This is a genomic window from Pedobacter sp. KACC 23697 (assembly GCF_045348445.1).
Classification (GTDB): Bacteria; Bacteroidota; Bacteroidia; order Sphingobacteriales; family Sphingobacteriaceae; genus Pedobacter.
This window is the reverse complement of sequence record NZ_CP157485.1, coordinates 4,786,209-4,807,925: the sequence shown is the minus strand read 5'-3', so window position 1 is coordinate 4,807,925 and position 21,717 is coordinate 4,786,209. Positions and strand designations below refer to the sequence as shown.

Annotated in this window: 22 protein-coding genes; 9 read left to right on the top strand and 13 right to left on the bottom strand. The window is 39.1% G+C overall.

All coding sequences use genetic code 11. The annotated features are described in order from the left end of the window. Window positions 1-44: 44 nt before the first annotated feature. The gene (locus ABEG20_RS19555) at window positions 45-1,103 is read right to left on the bottom strand and encodes a nucleoid-associated protein (protein WP_406824910.1); all 1,059 of its coding nucleotides are present in this window, start codon (window positions 1,101-1,103) and stop codon (window positions 45-47) included. Window positions 1,104-1,224: 121 nt separating this feature from the next. Continuing rightward, the gene (locus ABEG20_RS19550; protein ID WP_406824909.1) at window positions 1,225-1,797 is read right to left on the bottom strand and encodes a TlpA family protein disulfide reductase; all 573 of its coding nucleotides are present in this window, start codon (window positions 1,795-1,797) and stop codon (window positions 1,225-1,227) included. 187 nt (window positions 1,798-1,984) lie between these two features. Here ABEG20_RS19550 and ABEG20_RS19545 point away from each other — a divergent pair, with 187 nt between their 5' ends. Beyond that, window positions 1,985-2,317 carry a hypothetical protein gene (locus ABEG20_RS19545; protein WP_406824908.1) on the top strand — a complete coding sequence of 111 codons (333 nt, stop codon included), beginning with the start codon at window positions 1,985-1,987 and terminating at the stop codon, window positions 2,315-2,317. A gap of 112 nt (window positions 2,318-2,429) precedes the next feature. Next, entirely contained in the window at window positions 2,430-4,742 is a 2,313-nt protein-coding gene (locus ABEG20_RS19540) for a TonB-dependent receptor (RefSeq protein WP_406824907.1), read from the top strand. A 224-nt stretch (window positions 4,743-4,966) separates the two neighbouring features. Here ABEG20_RS19540 and namA read toward each other — a convergent pair whose 3' ends face one another. The 3 genes from namA to ABEG20_RS19525 all read right to left on the bottom strand — a co-directional run bounded on the left by namA (window position 4,967) and on the right by ABEG20_RS19525 (window position 7,541). Then, window positions 4,967-6,046 carry an NADPH dehydrogenase NamA gene (gene namA / locus ABEG20_RS19535; RefSeq protein WP_406824906.1) on the bottom strand — a complete coding sequence of 360 codons (1,080 nt, stop codon included), beginning with the start codon at window positions 6,044-6,046 and terminating at the stop codon, window positions 4,967-4,969. A 107-nt stretch (window positions 6,047-6,153) separates the two neighbouring features. Next, entirely contained in the window at window positions 6,154-7,143 is a 990-nt protein-coding gene (locus ABEG20_RS19530) for an aldo/keto reductase (RefSeq protein ID WP_406824905.1), read from the bottom strand. A gap of 2 nt (window positions 7,144-7,145) precedes the next feature. Then, on the bottom strand, window positions 7,146-7,541 hold the full coding sequence (locus ABEG20_RS19525; protein WP_406824904.1) for a DoxX family protein: 396 nt from the start codon (window positions 7,539-7,541) through the stop codon (window positions 7,146-7,148). A gap of 204 nt (window positions 7,542-7,745) precedes the next feature. Between ABEG20_RS19525 and ABEG20_RS19520 the strand changes: the two genes are divergently transcribed. From ABEG20_RS19520 to ABEG20_RS19500, 5 genes are all read left to right on the top strand, one after another. Continuing rightward, entirely contained in the window at window positions 7,746-8,624 is an 879-nt protein-coding gene (locus tag ABEG20_RS19520; protein WP_406824903.1) for an ATP-binding cassette domain-containing protein, read from the top strand. 3 nt (window positions 8,625-8,627) lie between these two features. Next, a complete protein-coding gene (locus ABEG20_RS19515) occupies window positions 8,628-9,431 on the top strand; it encodes a hypothetical protein (protein ID WP_406824902.1) in 804 nt (267 codons plus the stop codon). A gap of 15 nt (window positions 9,432-9,446) precedes the next feature. Continuing rightward, the gene (locus ABEG20_RS19510) at window positions 9,447-9,821 is read left to right on the top strand and encodes a GntR family transcriptional regulator (protein ID WP_406824901.1); all 375 of its coding nucleotides are present in this window, start codon (window positions 9,447-9,449) and stop codon (window positions 9,819-9,821) included. A 4-nt stretch (window positions 9,822-9,825) separates the two neighbouring features. After that, window positions 9,826-10,674, top strand: a complete 849-nt coding sequence (locus ABEG20_RS19505; RefSeq protein ID WP_406824900.1) for a hypothetical protein — start codon at window positions 9,826-9,828, stop codon at window positions 10,672-10,674. 127 nt (window positions 10,675-10,801) lie between these two features. After that, window positions 10,802-11,788: an alpha/beta fold hydrolase gene (locus ABEG20_RS19500; protein WP_406824899.1), complete on the top strand. Its 987-nt coding sequence runs from the start codon at window positions 10,802-10,804 to the stop codon at window positions 11,786-11,788. Window positions 11,789-11,930: 142 nt separating this feature from the next. Here ABEG20_RS19500 and ABEG20_RS19495 read toward each other — a convergent pair whose 3' ends face one another. The 3 genes from ABEG20_RS19495 to ABEG20_RS19485 are packed head-to-tail and all read right to left on the bottom strand — an operon-like array spanning window position 11,931 to window position 14,659. Beyond that, the gene (locus ABEG20_RS19495) at window positions 11,931-12,821 is read right to left on the bottom strand and encodes a DUF6263 family protein (RefSeq protein WP_406824898.1); all 891 of its coding nucleotides are present in this window, start codon (window positions 12,819-12,821) and stop codon (window positions 11,931-11,933) included. A gap of 18 nt (window positions 12,822-12,839) precedes the next feature. Beyond that, window positions 12,840-13,613 (bottom strand): zinc-dependent peptidase, encoded by a 774-nt coding sequence (locus ABEG20_RS19490; RefSeq protein ID WP_406824897.1) that lies wholly within the window; start codon window positions 13,611-13,613, stop codon window positions 12,840-12,842. 8 nt (window positions 13,614-13,621) lie between these two features. Further along, on the bottom strand, window positions 13,622-14,659 hold the full coding sequence (locus ABEG20_RS19485) for a Gfo/Idh/MocA family oxidoreductase (protein ID WP_406824896.1): 1,038 nt from the start codon (window positions 14,657-14,659) through the stop codon (window positions 13,622-13,624). A 105-nt stretch (window positions 14,660-14,764) separates the two neighbouring features. Between ABEG20_RS19485 and ABEG20_RS19480 the strand changes: the two genes are divergently transcribed. Then, window positions 14,765-15,109, top strand: a complete 345-nt coding sequence (locus tag ABEG20_RS19480) for a hypothetical protein (protein ID WP_335318916.1) — start codon at window positions 14,765-14,767, stop codon at window positions 15,107-15,109. A gap of 411 nt (window positions 15,110-15,520) precedes the next feature. Here ABEG20_RS19480 and ABEG20_RS19475 read toward each other — a convergent pair whose 3' ends face one another. The 4 genes from ABEG20_RS19475 to ABEG20_RS19460 form a co-directional block, all read right to left on the bottom strand. Next, window positions 15,521-16,198, bottom strand: a complete 678-nt coding sequence (locus ABEG20_RS19475; protein WP_090504031.1) for an OmpA family protein — start codon at window positions 16,196-16,198, stop codon at window positions 15,521-15,523. A gap of 177 nt (window positions 16,199-16,375) precedes the next feature. Continuing rightward, the gene (locus ABEG20_RS19470) at window positions 16,376-17,068 is read right to left on the bottom strand and encodes an ABC transporter ATP-binding protein (RefSeq protein ID WP_406824895.1); all 693 of its coding nucleotides are present in this window, start codon (window positions 17,066-17,068) and stop codon (window positions 16,376-16,378) included. A 2-nt stretch (window positions 17,069-17,070) separates the two neighbouring features. Continuing rightward, window positions 17,071-18,543, bottom strand: a complete 1,473-nt coding sequence (locus ABEG20_RS19465; RefSeq protein ID WP_406824894.1) for a DUF5687 family protein — start codon at window positions 18,541-18,543, stop codon at window positions 17,071-17,073. Window positions 18,544-18,611: 68 nt separating this feature from the next. Continuing rightward, entirely contained in the window at window positions 18,612-19,892 is a 1,281-nt protein-coding gene (locus ABEG20_RS19460) for a replication-associated recombination protein A (protein WP_406824893.1), read from the bottom strand. A 220-nt stretch (window positions 19,893-20,112) separates the two neighbouring features. Here ABEG20_RS19460 and ABEG20_RS19455 point away from each other — a divergent pair, with 220 nt between their 5' ends. Next, complete coding sequence (locus ABEG20_RS19455) at window positions 20,113-20,304, top strand: hypothetical protein (RefSeq protein WP_406824892.1); 192 nt, start codon at window positions 20,113-20,115, stop codon at window positions 20,302-20,304. Here the strand turns inward: ABEG20_RS19455 and ABEG20_RS19450 are convergent. After that, window positions 20,301-21,599: an MFS transporter gene (locus tag ABEG20_RS19450; protein ID WP_406824891.1), complete on the bottom strand. Its 1,299-nt coding sequence runs from the start codon at window positions 21,597-21,599 to the stop codon at window positions 20,301-20,303. The two genes, ABEG20_RS19455 and ABEG20_RS19450, sit on opposite strands and share 4 nt — an antisense overlap. Between the last annotated feature and the right edge of the window lie 118 nt (window positions 21,600-21,717).

The following is a 21,717-nucleotide window of genomic DNA, read 5'->3' as shown; positions in this document are numbered from 1 at the left end:
CCGTGCCCGGTAACTCCAAGCTCCAAACGCCCAACTCCAAACACCTACTCTTCTTCCCTAAAATATACCTTATAAAAGTTCATCGATTTATCATCGTCATAACCTTTCTCGATCATGTCTTTATTGCCGTGGATATAGATGTGAAAATTCTTATCCAATTTTAATACACTTTTATAGGCACGCGCCTGTTTTTTAACGGCAGATTCGGCAATCTCAAAATGATCGGCTATTGGGCTTTCGTACTCTTCTTCGTAGTTTTTCTTGTAGTTTTTGAAAGATTCGATTCCTTCGGCATTGCCAATTACCTCATTTCCAAATTCTTCAATATCAAAAGTCTCTTTTTCTTTGAAATACTTCATTGAACGGTTTAAGAGGTCTATTTTGTCTGCTTTGCTGATTTCGTAATCATCATCAAGCTTCTGCGTGACGAAGTTTTTATAAACCCCTAAAACATTATTGGTCTGGTTATAACTATCGTTCCTGATTTTCATTTTTAAGAATTCATCCTTCCAATAAACGGCAGAATCGCTGCTACTCTTAGATTGATCCAGTACTACCACTTTATAGCCTTCTTCTCTTTCTACATTAAAAATCAAACAGCCTTTATCCAACTTATTAATGTTAATCGCTTCCTGTTCGTAACTTACATTAAAGCCATCCTGTTCCGGATAAACTTTTAGGTAGGTATCTTTCGTTTCAGATTTAAAAATCCCAACCACATCCAATTGTTCGCCTTCGATCTGCACTTTTTCAAAATAGGCAACATATAATTCGCCCGATTTAATTTTTGGATGGTTAGCCACATCGTATAAATGTTTGGCCAGTTGCTGCGAATCTTCGTGAAAAAGTTCGTTATTCTCGAAAATTTCATGAACGAAATGGAATACTTCGTTCAATTCCAAATTATCATTGGGGTGATAAAACCGGTAGACTTCATTCACCTTTTCGAAAGGCTTTAAGAAATACTGCAACAACAGGTTACTCAACATTTCATCTTCGATTTTAAGAGGGGCATCAGATAATCTGTAGTACTCTTCAAGTAATTTATTGCCTGTGTGGTGGATGGAAAGTTGCTTAAGCGAAGCCTCGAAAAATGAAATCATAGGGGCAAAAATAGCAAAATCATTGATTACCCTGTAGTCAAAATTTGCGCATTAACTGCTGTTCTCTCTTCAGTCATTTATTAATTGAGGTTAGAATTAAGAGCGGTTTTATCGGTCAAAGTTAGTGTGTACTTTTTAACTGATTTAGGAAATCAATGATCTTTTGATCTGCATAATTGGCTACACCTTCATGTTTGAAAGATAATCGGCCCTGCTTATCAAAAATAACAGTTGTCGGCAAGGCACCAGCAAATACTTTTTCAGGAATATCACTTTCTACTTTATAGATTGGCATTGCATATTTACGATCAGCCATAAACCTGCCCGATTTAGCAAAATCACCGTCGGCATCAGCAAAAATAAATACAATACCTTTATCGTCTTTAAATTGTGTGTAAAGCTTATTAATCGAAGGCATTTCGGCCCTGCATGGCGGACACCAGGTTGCCCAAAAGTTGAGAAAAATAACTTTGCCCTTTAAATCGCCAAGATCAATGAGATTCCCTTTTACATCTTTAAACCGGATACCGTTGAGGCCCACAACATTTTCTTTTGGTGTTTCAACATTGAGTTTATAAAAACCGATCTCCATTAAGCCTTTAATAAAAAATGCTTTTGCACCCGGAACAAAAACAATTACCAAAAAGATAATGATCAATACTGCGTTGAATATATTTTTCCTGATGAATTTCATTAATTATTTATTTCTGTATCGAAAATCATAACAAAACAGGCTTGCAATTGATATTTGAATAATTTATCATGAGATTTATGTACCTCTTACATTAAACTATCGATTAAATAGAAGGTCACACCACTTATAAATACAATGTTACTTTGTAAATATATATAATTGCTTAAGAATTACTACTTTTGGCCTATTGAAAAAGCATAGACAAAACATTAACAAGTATTTATCGGCATTTATGCTGATCGTATTTGCTATTGCTTTAACTCCTTGGAGTGTACTTCACCACCATAATCCTCTTCCTATTATACAGAAAGAGATCAACTGTAAACATGTTAGCCACGTACAGGCACATGGCGATACCTGTTTGATCTGTAATGCTAGTTTTGAAAAAAATTATGTGCAAACGCACCACATTTACAGAATCTTTTTATCAGCCAAGATTTTCAACCGTACCGAACCTACGTTAAAAAATGCCTTTACCGAAATAAAGCGTACTTGTTTACGTGGCCCTCCTTTAGCTTAATTTTTTTCTTATAGCGCATCCGCGCTGATCAAATTATTTATCCGATAAACTAAAAACAGCTGTATTTAAGCTTCTGTTTTGGTATTTCGTTCATTTTATTTACACACAACACATGAAAAAATTACAGCTTATTGGCCTGGTAATGCTATATACATTATTAAGCAATACTGCTTTCGCTTCCTTATTAAAGGATATAAAAGGTAAGGTTATTGATGCCAGTACAAAACAAGCATTACCTGGCGCTACCATTTTTATTCCCGACCTAAAAGTTTCTTCTGTAACCAATAATGATGGAGAGTTTACCTTGAATAACCTTCCTTCTAAAGGAAGTTACCTGGTTGAGGTACACTACATAGGCTATAAAACCGCTACACAAGTGGTAAACCTGGCCAGCGCAGCCGGATTAGAATTTGCCCTACAGCCTACCGCTATAGAAACAAAGGAGATCGTAATCACGGGAAGTTTAATCAGCAGCACAAGCAAAAGGAATAGTGCGTCATCAGCCATAGTGGGCAAAGATCAGTTATTGCAACCATCCACTAATTTAATCGATGCATTAGCTAAAGTACCTGGTGTATCGCAGATTACTACTGGTCCTTCTATTTCTAAACCGGTGATCAGGGGCTTGGGCTATAACCGTATTGTAACTTTAGATGATGGTATTAAACAACAGGGCCAGCAATGGGGCGACGAGCACGGCATCGAAATCGATCAGTTTAAATCAGACCGGGTGGAGATTTTACGTGGCGCAGCATCATTAATATACGGCTCTGATGCACTTGGAGGAGTAATTAACCTATTAGAGCCAAGTTCGGCACCAGAAGGACAGGTAAACGGAGAATTTATTACCAATTATTCTACCAACAACGGACTTACCGCCAACTCATTGATGTTAAACGGTAACGAAAACGGTTTTGTCTGGAGGGCCCGTGGAACCTACAAAAATGCTTATTCTTTTAAAACGCCTACGGGTTATTTCCCTAATTCGGGTTTTAACGAGACCGATTTAAGTGGTATGGTGGGCTTGAACAAAAGCTGGGGTTATACTCACTTAAACGTTTCCAACTTCCATAATAATATTGGCTTTTACGATCCGCATTTAGATGACAATGGGAATTTTGTAAGAGAAGATGGTAGCCCATTCACCAATGATGATAATAAAAACCGTAGTCTGGAATATCCACGTCAGGACATCAGGCACTTTAAAATCGCCCTGAACAACAATTTCATCCTCGGTAATGGTAATTTAAAGGCTGATTTTGGTTATCAGCAAAACCAGCGCCGCGAACTCGACGGACCAGACCCCGCATTATTTTTCGATCTTAAAACTTACAATGCCGACCTAAAGTATTATATCCATGAAACCAATGGATGGCAGCCTGTTTTTGGCATCAGTATAGATGATGCACATAGCCAAAATAAAGGAACAGAGTTTTTAATTCCAGCTTATGATACCTTTGGTTTGGGCGCTTTTGCTTACGCCAAAAAAAACTGGGAAAATAGTACTTTTAGTATCGGCGCCCGTTACGATTTTAGAAAAAACAACGGAAAGCAACTTCTTGAAGAAGACGAAGAAAGATTCGCACCATTTAAAAATCAGTTTTCTAATGTAAGCGGTGCCTTAGGCTTTACCCACCAATTTAACGAAGAATGGAACTTTAAAGCCAATGCAGGTTCTGCTTTCCGCGCACCAAACCCTGCCGAATTAGGATCTAATGGTGTGCATGAAGGTACATTCAGATATGAGATTGGTAATTCTGCCTTAAATCCTGAGCGCAGTTATCAGGTAGATGCGGCTTTAGAATATGAAGGAAAAATTGTGAGCGCCAGTGCAAGCATATATAACAACTATATCCATAACTATATTTATGCATCAAACAACGGCGAACAAAGAATAGCCGACGGTACGCTTTATGATGTTTACCGCTACGGACAGGTAAATGCAAACCTTTACGGCGCAGAGGCCAGTTTAACCATTCACCCAGTGCCATTTATCCACTTCGAAAATACTTTTGGATACGTGCACGCACAGAACAACACCTTAAACAGACCGCTTTCATTTATTCCTGCCGGAACATTGAGAAATGAGCTGCGTTTCGAACCTAAACTTAAAGGTACAAATGATGCATACCTATCTGTAGGCATTAACTCGGCATTTAAACAAACCCGTGTTGATGAAGTGTTCGAAACACCAACCAGCGGTTATACGTTGTTAAATGCAGGTATTGGTGCAACCTTTAATTTGGGCAAACAACCTGTCAAGCTATCCGTTTCGGCCAATAACCTGTTGAACCAGAAATATTATGATGCGTTAAGCAGATTTAAACCAGGTCGTTTTGACCAGGAAAACCCGAATTTAGGTGTTTACAACCCAGGTAGGAACATCACTTTTGGATTGTATATTCCATTCCAGGTGGTTAAATAAGCCTATCAATCTCATTATAACTAAAAAGCGGAGCTGATCGATGAGATCACTCCGCTTTTTGTTTAAGTATGTTCTACGATAAATCGTCGTCATCTCGACTGAAGCGTAGCGAAATGGAGAGATCTATCTAGACAGATTTTGCTTCGCAGAGCCTTCGGGTTCTCGACTGCGTTTCACTCCGCTCGAAAGGACGGTAACCTGAGGGAGAGTCGCTGCCACCTCAACTACTTCTTAAACGTTTCCCTTTTGGCCCTTACATACTGGTTTGGCCATTCCACATCATCACCTAGAACCTGTGCCGCATGTGTTGGGAAGTAAGGATCACGTAATGATTCTCTGGCTATAAAAATCAAATCGGCTTTTTCCTGTTCTAAAATTTCTTCAGCCTGGCGGGCTTCAACAATTACACCTACTGCACCGGTATAGATGCCGATCTCGTTCCTGATTTTATCTGCAAAGGGAACCTGATAATTTGGTCCGGCAGGGATAACGGCATCAGGTACATTTCCACCAGATGAAGTATCAATTAAATCCACTCCCCTATCTTTTAGTACTGCAGCCAATTGCAAAGAGTCATTTTCGTTCCAGCCATCTTCTGTCCAATCGGTTGCCGAAATGCGGACGAATAACGGCAGGTTATCTGGCCATACCGACTGCACCGCTTCAACTACATCGATGACTAAACGGATCCGGTTTTCGAAACTTCCACCGTAAACATCTGTACGTTTATTGCTCAATGGGCTAAAAAACTGATGCAGTAAATAACCATGCGCAGCGTGTATTTCTACTACTTTATAGCCCGCATCAAGTGCCCGTTTTGCGGCCGCCCTGAAAGCAAAAACAATATCCTGAATTTCTGAAATCGTTAGTTCGTGCGGTTCTACCTGTCCAGGTTTAAAAGGAACTGGCGATGGGCCAACCGGTTTCCAGCTGTTTTCACCTGCAGCAATTTGCTCGCCACCGTTCCAGGGTACCTCACAACTCGCTTTTCTGCCCGCATGCGCCAACTGGATGCCCGCAATAGCTCCATGATCATGTATAAAGGAAACCATTTGTTTCAGTTTTTCTACATGTTCATCTTTCCAGATCCCTAAATCGGCATAGGTGATTCTTCCATCAGCTGTTACTGCTGAAGCTTCCTGTATAATCAATCCTGCACCGCCAACGGCACGGCTCCCTAAATGCACTAAATGCCAATCGTTGGCAAAGCCATCAACAGCAGAATACTGGCACATCGGAGAAATTACAATTCTATTTTTTAAGGTTACATCCTTTATAGTAAAAGGAGAAAATAATTTAGACATATCTTGTTTTGTTTAACCGCAAAGGGCGCAAAGTTTTTTCGCAAAGAAATTGAAGACCTTAACAGCTGTGTACTTTGCGTATTCCTTCTTTTCTTTGCGGTTGAAGTTTAAAAACCAGCGTGCTGCAATTCGGTATTAATGAACTGAATTTCTTCAGCGTTTAATTTTACGTTCATGGCTCCTGCATTTTGTACAGCCTGCTTTTCATTCCTTGCGCCAACCAAAGCAATGGTAATGCCCGGGCGTTCAACTGTCCAGCGTAACACCAACTGAGATAAGGTGGCATTTTTCTCATCTGCCAAAGGTTTTATTTTAGCCAAAAACGCATTTGTTTTTTCGATGCTTTCTGGAGAGAAAAATTTATTCCCCTGACGGTGGTCACCCTCTTCAAACTGATAATCGGCAGTCATTTTTCCGGTTAATAAACCGCGCTCCATTGGACTATAAGCCAAAACAGCTTTATTATTTTCAATACAATATGGAACAGTTTCCTTTTCAACGCCGCGGTTTACCATACTAAACGGAATCTGGTTGGAAATAATTTCCAAAGTCTGACCGGCCTCTTTTAGTTGCGCTGCATCGTAATTACATACCCCTGCATAACGCACCTTACCCTGCTCAATTAACCTGCTCACCGCTTCGAAAGTTTCGCTGATCGGTGTAGTGGAGTCTGGCCAGTGGATCTGGTAAAGATCGATGTAATCGGTACCCAAACGTTTTAAAGATTGTTCGCACTCGTAAATCACACTTTCCTTTCCGGCATATTTATAAATATCAATCTCTTTTCCATCATTGTTTTTACTCTTAAAACCAAAATCGCCTTTGTCCAGATCCCAACGCATTCCGAATTTGGTTACCAGTTGTAGTTTATCACGTGAAATGCTTTTTATCGCATCCCCCACGATTTCTTCACTATCTCCCTGGCCATAAATGGGTGCGGTATCAATGGAAGTAACCCCTAGATCGTAACTGGCTTTAATGGCGTTAATAGCATCGTTTCTGTCTGTGCTTCCCCACATCCAGCCGCCAGCGGCCCATGCACCAAACGTGATTACTGATAATGATAAATCTGAATTTCCAATTTTTCTGTATTCCATAATTATTTTTTAATGATTTGATCAACAGCATAGCTGTTATGTGGTAAGTAAACGAGTAGTGCGGATAAAAATGCCACATGGATAAGTTGAGAAGGAAGTGCCTCCCAATTCTCAATCAATGTTGTTCCAAAAATCAGCATCAACGAAATCACTCCGGCAAATAATAAACCTTGTCTGGTCAATAAACCCAGGATAATCATTAAGCCTGCTATAAATTCGGCAAATGGCAAAACATAACTAAAAGGAATAACCAATGCATCAGGCAAATACGATTTCGAGAATTGCCCGACCATCCAATGGCTAAAACCGGCAAGTTTAGGTAAACGAACCAAACCATGTCCGAAAAAACTTAAACCAATGGCTAATCGGCTTAGCAGATATGCCCATTTTGTATCCATACTACATTTGATCTACTACAAACATACAATCTGAGCATTAAGGATGTTTTAGTGCTATAATAATTAAACTGATATTTTACCTTTCGATGGCGGAGAGCAGAGGGCGAAGAGCGAAGAGTGTGGAGCGTTAGGCGTTGGGCTTATGACTGGAAATGCCTAACGCTATTCGCCTGGCGCTAAACTTTTTTCTCTAAAAATTTGGAGATGACAAAACAAGATGATACTTTAGTGTATTATTTAACTAATACAGTAGATATGATCAATATTAACAATCTTAATTTTGGCTATAGCAAGCATAAGCCATTATTTAAAAATATGAGCATGCGGTTAAGCAACGGCCATATTTATGGTTTGCTGGGTAAAAATGGTGCCGGGAAATCAACTTTATTAAAAAATCTTGCGGGTTTGGTTTATGCCCAAAGTGGCACACTTGATGTAATGGGTTATAATCCTGCAAAAAGGCAGCCAGCGCTTCTGGAGCAGATTTGTTTTATCCCGGAAGAATTTTATTTGCCATCGGTAAAAATTGGCACCTACCTAAAAGCCAATGCGCCTTTCTATAAAAATTTCGATCATGATTATTTCAACGATTTGATCAAGGAATTTGATATTCCGGTTGAACAGAAACTCATCCATATGAGTTACGGCCAGAAGAAAAAAGTAATTATTGCCTTCGGACTCGCTACCCAGGCCAAACTGGTGATTATGGATGAGCCTACCAATGGCCTGGATATTCCATCAAAGGCGCAGTTCAGGAAAATTATGGCATCAGCCATGACGGATGAACGCTGCATCATCATCTCTACCCACCAGGTTAGAGACCTTGATAACCTGATTGACACCGTAATTATGCTTGATGAACATGACATCGCCCTTAAAGCCACAGTAGAAGAAATTACTGAAAAACTGACCTTTAAAAAAGTAAAGGAAGTTGATGACAGCATTTTTTATGCTGAGCCATCCCTTTCTGGTTACAATGCCGTCATGCCCAATTATCATCAGGAAGAAAGCAAATTAGATATGGAGCTACTTTTTAATGCCATCCTTGCAGAAAAAATCAAATTTAAACCCTTATTCAGCTAAGCCATGAACAACACTTTTAATATAAATCGATTTGGCTTATTGCTTAAAAGACAATGGCTCGAATTTGGAAAAATTTACCTGATCAGCCTTGTGGTATTATTGGGAATTGCAATAGGATTTTACAGCTACAATATACCCTCACCCCTTAAAGATAATAATTTTGACTATGACGGAAACCTTGATATGCGATTTCGCTACCCCATTTTCCTGATTTTAGGATTTGTTTTTATCAGTATAGTGGCCAGCAGCTATTTTAATATCCTCGGACAAAAATCGAGGACTATTTTAGAACTGATGACACCTGCATCAATATTTGAAAAATTTCTGGCCGGGGTTGTTTACACGGCATTAATAAGTGTATCCAGTTATCTATTGATCTTTTATCTGACCGACCTTTCCTTTGTAAAATACCTGAACGGTCATCTTAATGCTTTTAACCATCCAGGCATTAAAAAAGTCGAATCTATAACCCAAGAGGTATCTGATGCCGGAGGATTCGGAAAATATTGGAGCTATTTTTTTGCTTTTCCTTTTCTCATTACCAGTATTTTCTTGCTCGGATCCATTTATTTTAATCGTTTCCATTATATTAAAACAGCCTTATCTGTTATGCTTTTTGTTGGTTTGGCATCGTACGTAATTGTTAAATTTTCGGGGTGGCTAATGGATAATAAAGTTCGCAACCACTATAATTTCAGGAATGATAGTAAGGATCAGATTTTGTTGGCAATTTTATTGATAACAAGCATCATCACGGTCATCATTTGGGCAATTACTTACATCCGCTTAAAAGAAAAAGAGGTTTAATTAAAAGGTATAGATATGGAATTTAGAGATAATAAGGCGATATACCTTCAGATTGCAGAATACGTTTGCGAACATATTTTGCTCGGAAAATGGAAGGCCGATGAGAAAGTTCCCTCGGTAAGGGAATTAGCTGTAGAAATGGAAGTAAACCCCAATACGGTCATGCGCACCTACGAGTTGCTTCAAAATAAAAACATCATCAAAAATAAAAGAGGAATAGGCTTTTTTGTAGATGAAGATGCAGCGGAGCATGTAAAAAGCTACCGCAAGCAACAGTTTATTGCAGATGAATTACCTGTATTATTCAGGAATATTTATCTGCTTAACATTGGTTTTGACGAACTGGAAGACCAATACAAAACATTTGTAAAAGAAAACTTTAACGCCTAAAAGAATGAAAACGAGTAATAAATTATTAATCACACTTGCAGCACTGCTGATCATTATCCCAATAATTGTTGTGGCGGTAAATGTTAAAATAAATTACCGGGACCTTAACACCTCCCAAAAAGACGATATTGAAAATTATGAAAGTTTTGATCAAAAATCGCCAGATACCAAAAGTTTGGAAACAAGTAAGTTCTCAGCCATAAATATTCCTAATGCTAATGGTGCCTACCTGAACATTAAAATAATTAAAGATGAAAAAAATGGAATTAAAATTCCAACCGACATTGCAGATAATTTCGGGTTCATAGTAGATAACAATGGTACGTTGCAAATCACAATGAAAAACGGTGATCAAAAACTACCCTATTCACCAATAATTTTTATTTACAGCAACAATGTTTCACAAATCAGCGTAGCAAAGGCCGGTGCACTCTATATTGACATCAATGCCGATTCATTGACGCTAGATGCAAAGGATATGAACCACTTAAGTTTTGAATCTACATCGAAATTAAAAGTCCTGAAAATTAATGCCGATCATGTCAAAGATATTGTACCGGGAAGCAAAAATATCAACACAATAGAATCCAGCATTAATGAAAGTGAATTTAGAACGGGTGAAATCGACTATAATGGGTTAGCAATTAATGCTAAGGGAGAATCAAAAATCGAGATAAGCGGCGATGAAGAATCGCCTGGAAAATATGGAATCGATCATTTTAAAATCAACACGTCAGATCGCACAACTCTTTCGGTAGAAAACGTGAAGATAAATCACATTTCCGGAAACCTTTCAGATGAAACAAAAGTTCAGATGCCTGTAAAATATTTGAAACAGATGCTTAAAGATTAAATAAGCACATAGCGATTACGCATTTAATCGCTGATCACGTTAAAAAAGGCATGATTTTTAAGCTAACTAACTGGCTCAGGTTACACTTGGGCCAGTTAGTTTAGTTTTTATATCAAATACACAATCCGTGAAGAAGTTTCTCCTTTTAATTGCCTTTTCTTTATTCTTTTTTGGCCAGCTTAAAGCACAAAAAACAGACACGCTATCCATTACACTGGATAATGTAAAATATCCTTACCCGGTTAAGTATTTCCCGATCAATACCGAAGGACAGGACATTAAAATGGCGTATATGGATGTTGCACCCACTTCTAATGCCAATGGCAAAACAGCTATCCTTTTTCATGGAAAAAATTTTGGCGGTTACTATTGGACCAACGTAATCAAAGCCCTCACCAATATTGGTTACCGGGTTATTGTTCCTGATCAGATTGGCTTTGGTAAATCATCAAAAGCATTTATCCATTATAGTTTCCACCAAATGGCTACCTGGAACAAAAGGCTTTTAGATACACTGGGCGTTCAAAAAACCGTGGTTTTAGGCCACAGTATGGGCGGTATGCTGGCCACACGTTTCGCTCTGATGTATCCTGAAAAAACAGAAAAGCTTTTACTTGAAAATCCGATCGGATTAGAGGATTATAAAACTTTTATTCCATACATCACCACTGCCCAGCAATACCAAACAGAACTAAAAACTACCGCAGAAAGTGTAAGGAAATACTATCAGGGTTCTTACTTTACCTACTGGAAACCTGAATATGAATTTTTAGTAAACATTGCCGGAGGCGTTACCAATAGTTCAGATTATCCACGCTGGGCCAAAGTTGCTGCGTTAACTTATACCATGATTTATGAGCAACCTGTGCTATACGAATTTCAGAATCTAAAAGTGCCCACTGTCTTATTTATCGGCAAGGAAGACAAAACCATTGTGGGCAAAGGCTTACTTACGCCAGATCAGCAGGCATTACATGGCCAGTATAAGCTATTAGGTAAACAAACTGCCGCCAAAATTATTGGTGCTAAAATTATCGAATTCGATGCCTGCGGGCACATTCCACATATCGAAATCCCGACGGAGTTTTTGGTGGCATTAACGGGAAGCCTCTGATATAATACTTGAGTGATCGTCATTCTCGCGCATGCGGGAACCACACACAGTGCGTAGCGAAGCTAATCTTAATGCTTTATGATAAGTGCATATATAAAGCATTATGATTCCCAATCAAGGTGAGAATGACGACTACACTAAATTAATTAATCTCTTTCCCCACAATTTTATTAATGCCCTGCATTTCAAAATCGATGTCTTGACCCATTGATTTCATTTTTCCATACAACTCTACACGTAGGTGACTGTTCAGCACAATGCCTGTCCTGATATCAACAGAAGCCTCTCCAGAATTGGTTCCCTGTAAATCTGTTTCCATTTTGTTGCCCATGGCTTCAAAATTTCCTTTTGAAACCAATGTCCCTTTTACGCTCAATATAGCGATGCCTTCCTTTATTTCTTTCAAAGTGTATTGTGTAATGGTTTCAATGGGCATACTCATTTGCATTCTGGTATCAACGGTCCAGCTATCGCCTATTTTAACTGCCTTATCCGGGTAAATTTTAAATGAAGATTCCATTGTTTGCTTCACTATTTCATTGCTAAATTGTTTACTCAAAGCATTTTTAATGTGTTTAACCTGACTGGTATCTTTTGTCATCCTTACCGCCATATTATCCAACATCTTATCTATACCGGCAACGGTTTTAACCACACCGTTCGGGCTTATCGTCATATAAAAAGATGCGCCCTTTAAGCCGCTAAAAGGATTCTTTTTGGTGCTATCCTGATCATCGGAGCTTAATGTCATCGCATTTCCCAGCGCATTCGATTTCATAAACAACCTATTGTAGGTTACCTTGATATCTTTATCGCCATTGTGCCCCTCGGTGATATCAAAAATATAATCTGTTCCTATGGTTTGCGTGGAGTTAATGCTTCTACCGGCAATTTTCTGATTGATGATCTGATCGGAAATAAACGAGAAATCATACTTATTGCCTGTCGGATAATTCTGCTTAAGTGAATATGTTTTTTGTGCCCATACACCAAGTGCGGCCAAGCTGCAGAGCAATGTGAATATTATTTTCATTTTTCTTTATTGATCAAACTATCCGGCAGGCTGCTGGGCAAAAATGCGGCTTAACTGAAAATATAATTCGGGGTGTTTATCTTTTAACAGCTCGGGTTTTTCAAAGAAATATTCAGAAGCCACGGCAAAAAACTCGGCCTGATTGGTGATGGCATAAGGGTTAATATCCGACTTATTATCCTCAATTCTTTCCATTTCCTCATGCATCATTTTAATCCATGGTAAAGTGTATTCATGCGCCAGCAAATTCTCCGGAATGCCATCTGTGGCACCATCCGATTTATCCAGAAGGTGTACAAACTCATGTATAGCCGTATTTTCTTTGCCTGCACTTTTAGAAAAACCATGGCGCAATGCCGAACGCGATAAAATCATTTGTCCGTTCATGTATCCTGTGCCCACCATGCCCATGATATTTCTTTCACCACCATCAAATTGAAAATCCTTGTTAAAGGTATCGGGGTACAATAAAACGCTGGTGAGGTTTTTGTATTGCCAATCGTCAAAACCAAAAATAGGGATCACCGCACTTGAGGCAATCAGCAATTCATCTAGTGTCGTCATTTCTAAACCTACCGGTTCGATTTTAACGGTACTGAAAAATGTAGCTACCTTTTCTTCAAACCTAAGTTTATCCGTCGAATCGAGATTATGGTAATAACTTACATAATCGTCTAGTATTTTTTTGTCTACATCGGTTAAAGGCGTTAATGCCACTTTCTTTTTCTTCAGAATTAAATAAAGGGCGATCAGAAAAATTGGAATCAGGTATATAAAAGGAAGAGAATTCATGCTCAGGATTATGTTGTTGCCGGGCTTTCTATAATTTCAATTTGCGTTAAAACATCCGCTCTTGTTACCGGATAAGGTTGATTATTTGCTATCGCCTGATAAACGGCTTCAAAAAGTGGCAGATAACTTCCTACTTCAGAAGGAATGCGCTCTTCGGATTTTTTTCCATTAGCATCAATAGTTGTTAATACACCCTCTTTATTTGCAGGCTCAATGCCATAGCCAGAATCGGTTAGTTTCATGCCACCTAACAACTGTTCTTCCTGAATATCGGTTCTTTGCTTAATAAAGCTACCTTTTACACCGTGCAAAACAAATCCCGGCTGCGGGTTTACCACCAGCATACTCGAAGTAACAAAAACATGAAGACTGTCAGGGTAAGTGAGTTGGATTGAAAAATAATCATCCACTAAAGTACCTTCCCTGTTTTTACCTAAAATTTTATGATAATTTAACGGCTTGCCAAACAGGCTGATGACCTGATCCAAAAGATGTGGTCCTAAATCATATAGGAGTCCGCTGGCCTCAACAGGGGTTTCTTTAAATACTTTTGGACCAATAACATTGCGGTAGCGATCGTAACGCAGATGAACTTCAACCAGTTTACCTAGTTTACCGCTTTCTATCACCTTTTGTACAGCCACAAAATCGCTGTCCCAACGGCGGTTCTGGTAAAAAAAGATTTGTTTACCTACGCTATCCGCCAATTCAAAAAGTTCTTTTGCCTTTGCGGTTGTTGCCGTAAAAGGCTTTTCTACCAAAATGTGTTTGCGTTTATCTAAAGCTGCTTTTGCATGTTCATAATGGAGATTGTTTGGCGTGTTAATTACGACAAGCTCTATTTCCTCATCATTCAATAGCTCATCAACACTGTTGTAGCTTATAATAGCTGGATAATCATTTACTGCGTTTTTATGATTGCGTTCTACTACAGCCTTTAAATCGAATCCGCTGTGTGCCTGAAAAAAAGGAGCATGAAAAACTTTCCCCGACATGCCGTAAGCTAATAAACCTGCCTTAATTATTTTGTTACTATTGGTATCCATAGGTTATAAATGTAACCAAAAATACCATTACCATTCAAGCATAAGTGTTAAAAAGCCTAAACGTTTTACTTAAGGCTTACACGTTTTTACACTATCTTTGCAGGCATGAAACCGTCGGAGATTAATGCCAAGTGGAAAGTTTTACAGGAAAGAATTTCAACTGAATTTGAATCAGACTTTCCTGATTTAAAGGTCATGCTTTTTCTCATCGGCGTTCAGGAACTGGGCAAAGGGCCCAAGAAGTACAGTAAACGCCAGAAAGAAGAGCTGATGCACATTGCTACCTGCCGTTTATTGAGTGAAATGGGATTCTATGAACTGGAAGGGTTAGACCAGGATGGCTGGCCGCACTGGAAATTAATCAAAGCGATTCCACCTTATACCATGCTGGAGCAGGAAATGCTGATGAAATCGCTGGTAGTGAGTTATTTTGAGGATATTTATTCGTAAATTTTAATTGTCCTATCCGTGGTGTCAGATATTTCTATCTGACACAGATCTAATCAGTCAGATGGTAACATCAGATTGCCGGCACAAATCATTTGATAGTTATTGGACCCCGTTTAATTTCGGTGGCCAGTACGGCTACCTGGGCTGCATATGCGCTGGAAAAACTTACGAAGTTGGCCCCGGCTTGGCCTAAGCGAAACTTAGTAAGTTTGACTTTGTCTGTTGTACTAACCCAAGTCAATTAAATCCGACAGTAGCGGGCACCGAACGCAGGAACTTGATTTTCAAAAAAACTAAATAATATAAAAACTAGCAGCGTCAGAAAGTAATATCACACCATAAAAAAACCCCGGTGGATGTACACCAGGGTTGCATATATAATGACCTCATAGGTAGAGGGAATTTTCGATATTATCCTTGTTTTTGTGCTGTGGCTTTTAAAGCATCGTTGGCAACAATCACGATTTCTACACGACGGTTAGCTGCGCGGCCTGCATCAGTAGTATTATCAGCAATCGGCTCAGCAAAACCCTTACCAATGGTCACTAATCTTGATGATGGCACACCTTGAGAAACGGCATAAGCTTTAACAGCAGCTGCTCTTCTTTCTGAAAGCCCCATGTTATATTGTTCAGTACCTTTGTTATCCGTATGGCCGATAATTTTGATATCTGTATCAGGATATTGATTTAATGATGAGGCTAAACTCTGAATGTTAGTCTTAGCTGCATCTTTTAAAGCAGTTTTGTCGAAATCGAATAAAATACCACTATCAAATTTTACAATAATACCTTCGCCTTCGCGGATCACTTCAGCATTAGGAATAGCTTTTTGAATTTCAGCAGCCTGTCTGTCCATTCTACGACCGATAAAAGCTCCGGCTGTACCACCTATAGCACCACCAATTAAGGCCCCTACAGCTGTATTACCTGCTTTTTTCCCGATCAATGCACCAATTACACCACCTGCTGCTGCACCGATACCAGCACCTTTTTGTGTTTTAGTTAAACTATCACAACTTTGGAATGCCATTGATCCTACGGCTAATCCTATACTTAATGTGGCTATTCTTACTTTTGAAATACTCATGATATGCTAGATTTATAATTTCCACCAATATATTCAAACACAATGCCAAAAACTGATAGTGCTCTGTTTTCGATCCAATTTTATCGTTATCCATTGTATTCACAAATGTTTTTACAAAAAAAGAGTCCCGATAAATCAGGACCCTCCACATATATTGTATCATTCTTAGTACAAAAACTAAGCTGAAAAATAACTCTCCAACTCTTTTAAAGTATTTTCATCTGTTTTAAAATCTTTGATGACCTGCCCTTTTTCTACCAACACAATGCGGTTACAAACATCGGTAACATGGTTTAAATCATGACTGGAGATAAAAGTTGTCATATTGCCGGCCTGTGCCTTTAACAAGTTTTTTAAACGGATCTGCGTGGTTGGATCGAGATTGGCAAACGGTTCATCCAAAATTAATATTTCGGGCTTTTGCATTAAAGCGGCAGCAATACCTACTTTAACCTGGTTTCCCTTACTAAAATCGCGGATATATTTTCCACTGTTCAGGATTTCGCCATTAAAAAACTCTCCGTATTGGTTAAGGTATGCAGAAACATCGGCAACGCTTAACTGATGTAAACTGCCAATAAACACAAAATACTCTTCAGGTGTTAAATAATCGATCAGGAAACCTTCGTCTAAAAAGGATGCAGTATAATTTTTCCAGTTATCATTTTGCATTACATTTTCACCTTTCGATAAAACCTCGCCCGTGGTTGGGCGGATCAGATCTAAAAGCATCCTAAAGAAAGTAGTTTTACCTGCACCGTTATTCCCCACTAAACCTACGGTTTCACCGGCAGCAATCTGTAGATCTTCGATGTTTACAACGGTTTTATCGCCATAAACTTTTTGTAATTTCTTAACTTCTAAAATCATAATTATTCTCTAAAGCCTTCGGCTATTTTATATCGTTGTTTTTCAAGTCGTTTTGCAATGTAGTTTACCCAGAAGCCTCTTAACAACAGCATGGATAAACCGAATACGCCCACTACAGCCAAGCCCCAGTAAGGTTTATTTAAAATGCCAAACGGCACATACATAATAATGGGCGTAAGCGCATAAGGGAACATCAAAAGCCATTGGGTAGCACCGGTTCCCTGGTAGTTAAAGCTTGCGGCTTTAGTAATATCTAATCTTTTATAATTTAAAGTAGCCAGATAAAGCACCACTACTGTCCCAAACCCGATGTTATAGAAATAAGCAGCCAGGTGCAGAAGCAATAATTTTGGGCTTAAAAACCCATAAAAACTAGCCAATACGGTAATAATGGTACAACCAATAGTAAAAAGCAAAAATTTAGCTTTGATATAATCTTTAAAATTGATTTTGTTGGCCAATATGCCATCAAAATGGGCACTTTGCCAGGCAAACATGAACTGCCCATAAATAATGATCGAGATACCCGTCATAAATATGGCACCAAACATCATCTGTCCAAAGGCATCACTATTGATCGCTTTTTCCTTATAAAAAATAAACCCGTAAAAAAGGAAAAAGAAACCCATAATTACTGCTGAACGTGGGCGTTTATGGCGGAGAATTAATTTTAATTCTAAAGCAGCCAACTCCCCAACTTTACCAAAGCGGTTAAGGAAAGCATAATCAGTACTGCCTTTTCTCTCCTGTTTGGTGCTCAGTTCTTCCACATATAAGTTTTTACGCAGGAAACCAGCGTTGAAATAAAATATTGCAATAGCTGCGAGTGTAAACGCAAAGCCATATGCAGGATGTGCGGCAATGCCCCTGAATACGAAATCAGAAGCTGCCATAATAGAAATAACCTTATAATACTCTAAAGCAGCAAAAGCAGCAATGACAACCAGTCCGAAAAAGGTATAAAGGGTATTGGTGATGGATTTCCGCTTAATATACAACACCAGGTAATTGTTAAACACCATTATTGAAAGTATCGAAACGATATACATGATGGTGGTAACAGCACCTAAGTTCGGAGCAATTTTAGTAAGGCAAAAAGGTAGAAAAATAAAAAACGGCCAAAGGTTAAAGGCAGAAAATAGTGCTTTAACATTTAAAAAACTGATGATTTTGCTTCGCGAAATCCTCAAATGCAGATAAGGAATAATACTCAGTGTGGGCAGTTCCTGAAACTGTAAACGCATGATAAAATCGAATGCAAAATAATAAAGGATGATACCATTGAAACTGGAAATCACATCTTTATTTGGGAAAATTTGTGGCAGAAAATGTGACATTCCAAAACCTACGCCAACAGCAATGGCAAAGAAGTAAAGCATAAAGAAACCTAAAACAATCTGGCCAGCAATACTACTGCCCCGGTTCCGCGAACGCCAGAAAGATTTTCTTTGGTGACTTAAAAAAGTACTCAGCATATTTAGTTTAGGTGTTTGATTTTTTATTTAATATACCTATTAGTATGCATTTATAAGAAAATGTTACACTAATATTTGTATTTGTCTTTCCAGTTTTGCCTTAATTTTTCACGCAATTTCTCTTCTGCAGGGTTTTTACCCGGATCGTAGAGTTTTGTACCGCTTAATTCTTCAGGAAAGTATTCCTGGGGCGAAAAATTGCCTTCATAACCGTGTGAATATTGGTAATCTTTTCCATAGCCGATGTTTTTCATCAGTTTGGTGGGTGCATTACGGATATGTAAAGGCACTGGCAGATTGCCCGTCTGTTTAACGAGTGCCTGCGCTTTATTTATGGCCTCGTAAGCCGCGTTGCTTTTTGGCGAACTGGCCAGATAAGTCACACACTGCGATAAAATAATCCGCGCTTCCGGATAACCAATTACATTTACGGCAGTAAAACAGTTATTGGCCAATAACAGCGCATTCGGATTGGCGTTACCGATATCTTCTGAAGATAAAATCAAGAGCCTGCGGGCGATGAACAACGGGTCTTCTCCGCCTTCAATCATCCTGGCTAACCAATAAACCGCAGCATTTGGGTCGCTGCCACGAATTGATTTGATGAATGCTGAAATGATATCGTAATGTTGTTCCCCGGCTTTATCATATAAAGCCAGGTTTTGTTGTGCATGCGCCAGCACATTTTCATTGGTGAGTACAATTTTATTGCCACCAATACCATTTATGGCGATTTCGAGTACGTTTAATAATTTCCTCGCATCGCCACCAGATAAACGAATTAAGGCTTCATGCTCTTTTATAGTGATTTTTTTCGCTGCAAGAACTGCATCCTTTTTGATGGCTGTTTGCAACAAACCGACCAGTTCTTCTTCGGTAAGGGATTTTAAAATATAAACCTGACAACGCGAAAGCAAAGCGGAAATAACTTCGAAAGATGGATTCTCTGTGGTGGCACCGATCAAAGTAACCAAACCCCTTTCTACTGCCCCTAACAAACTATCCTGCTGCGATTTACTAAAACGATGAATCTCATCTATAAACAAAATGGGCAAACCCAGAAAGCTATCTTTTAACTGTGCGGCACGGTCAATTACCTCCCGGATATCTTTTACCCCGCTGTTAATGGCACTCAAATTAAAAAAAGGCCGGTCTAAAGCCTGTGAAATAATATAGGCCAAAGTGGTTTTTCCAACGCCCGGAGGCCCCCAAAAAATCATTGATGGCAGCTGACTGCTTTCAATGGCCTTACGCAACACCGCTCCCACGCCAACTAAATGTTTTTGCCCTACATATTCATCGAGGTTTTGAGGGCGCATACGTTCGGCTAAAGGGGGCAGGTTTTGCATAAGGGTAAATATATAAAATTGAATATTTTGTTTGTAGATAATTTACTAACCAAATAGGTGTGGGATAAGTTTGCTACGGATGCACAGATTAACATGGAGGTAAAACTCTTTTATCGCCCGAGTTTGTAATGCAGATCTCGGTAATCCTCGTAAAAACGAGGATTATTTGGCTATCTGGATTTTCGCTACTGTTGGGTTTAATTTCCCTAACTACAGCTGCATGTACAACCTAACCCCGATCAAAGCGAGATGCCGATATTTCATCGGCAGAAGCGGGAGCGGGACTGCGCTTAACCAAAAGCCACTGAAACTGCTTTCCAAAAAAATAGCAGTTTTAAAATTATTAACCGATTCGGGAAATATGCACCGCTACACTTCAGTCGAAATAACAACAGATGGCACAAAGATCTAATCCTCTATCTTAGAGTGGTGCTTGGTATCCTTCATCGTAGTATACAAAATCAGCGAAATCAAAATACATCCGGTTACGTACCAGTAAAAGTAATTTTCATGACCGATATTCTTAAACCAAAGTGCAAAATATTCTGCCGTTCCGCCGAAAATGGCAACGGTTAAAGCATAAGGTAAACCCACACCTAAAGCCCTGATTTCGGCAGGAAAAAGTTCAGCTTTAACCACCGCATTAATACTTGTGTAGCCACTCACTATAATCAAGGCACCGATCATCAATAAAAATATGATTGTAGTATTGGCCTCGCCAGCGAGGCCTGTTAAAATGGGATAGGTACATAAAGTACCCATTACCCCGAAACCGATTAACAGGGGCTTTCTCCCGATTTTATCAGATAACAGACCGAACAACGGCTGCATAACGGCAAAAACCAGCAACGAAACAAATGATAATGTGGTGGAAGTTTCTTTACTCAGGTGAACGGTATTCACCAGAAACTTTTGCATATAAGTACTAAACGTATAAAAGGCGATGGTTCCACCCAATGTTAAGCCCACTACCGTAAAAACCTCTTTCGGATACTTCAGCAATACAGCAATGCCTCCTTTTTTGTCTTTTGCATTTTTACCTTGAAAGGCAGCCGTTTCATCTATATGTCTGCGCAGATACAAAGCAATAAAAGAGAGGACAGCACCAATAAAAAAGGGAATCCGCCAGCCCCAATTGTGTAATTGGACCGGAGTAAGCAACCAGTTCTGCAAAATCAACTGGATGCCCAGCGCCAATAATTGTCCACCAATTAAGGTTACATATTGAAAACTCGAATAAAATCCACGGTGTTTTTTGGTGGCCATTTCGCTGAGGTAGGTAGCTGAGGTTCCATATTCACCACCAGTACTCAAACCCTGAATCAATCTGGCAAAAACGAGCAATAACGGGGCGGCAATGCCAATCCTTTTATAGCCTGGAGTTAAACCGATAATCAGGGAGCCAATGGCCATTATTAAGATAGAAAGCGTCATCGAGCGTTTCCTTCCTAATTTATCAGCAATGCTGCCAAACAACCAGCCACCAATGGGGCGCATTAAAAACCCTACCGCAAAAATTCCGGCTGTGTTTAACAACTGTGCAGTTGGATTGCTGTCCGGAAAAAAGGCAGGCGAAAAATAAAGTGCGAAAGCAGAATAAGTATACCAATCGTACCATTCAACCAGATTGCCTACGGAACCACCCAAAATAGATTTCAACCGGTATTCTACATCCTTAATTTCTTCTTTTTGTATTGTTTTTTCCATAGTGTAGAATTATTGATTGAGAGAATTTTAAATGAGTGATTGAATGCCGGATGTGAAACTTAAATTAATACCAGTTGTTTATCAAAAATATAATAATTTTATAAAGAAAGCGCGGAGT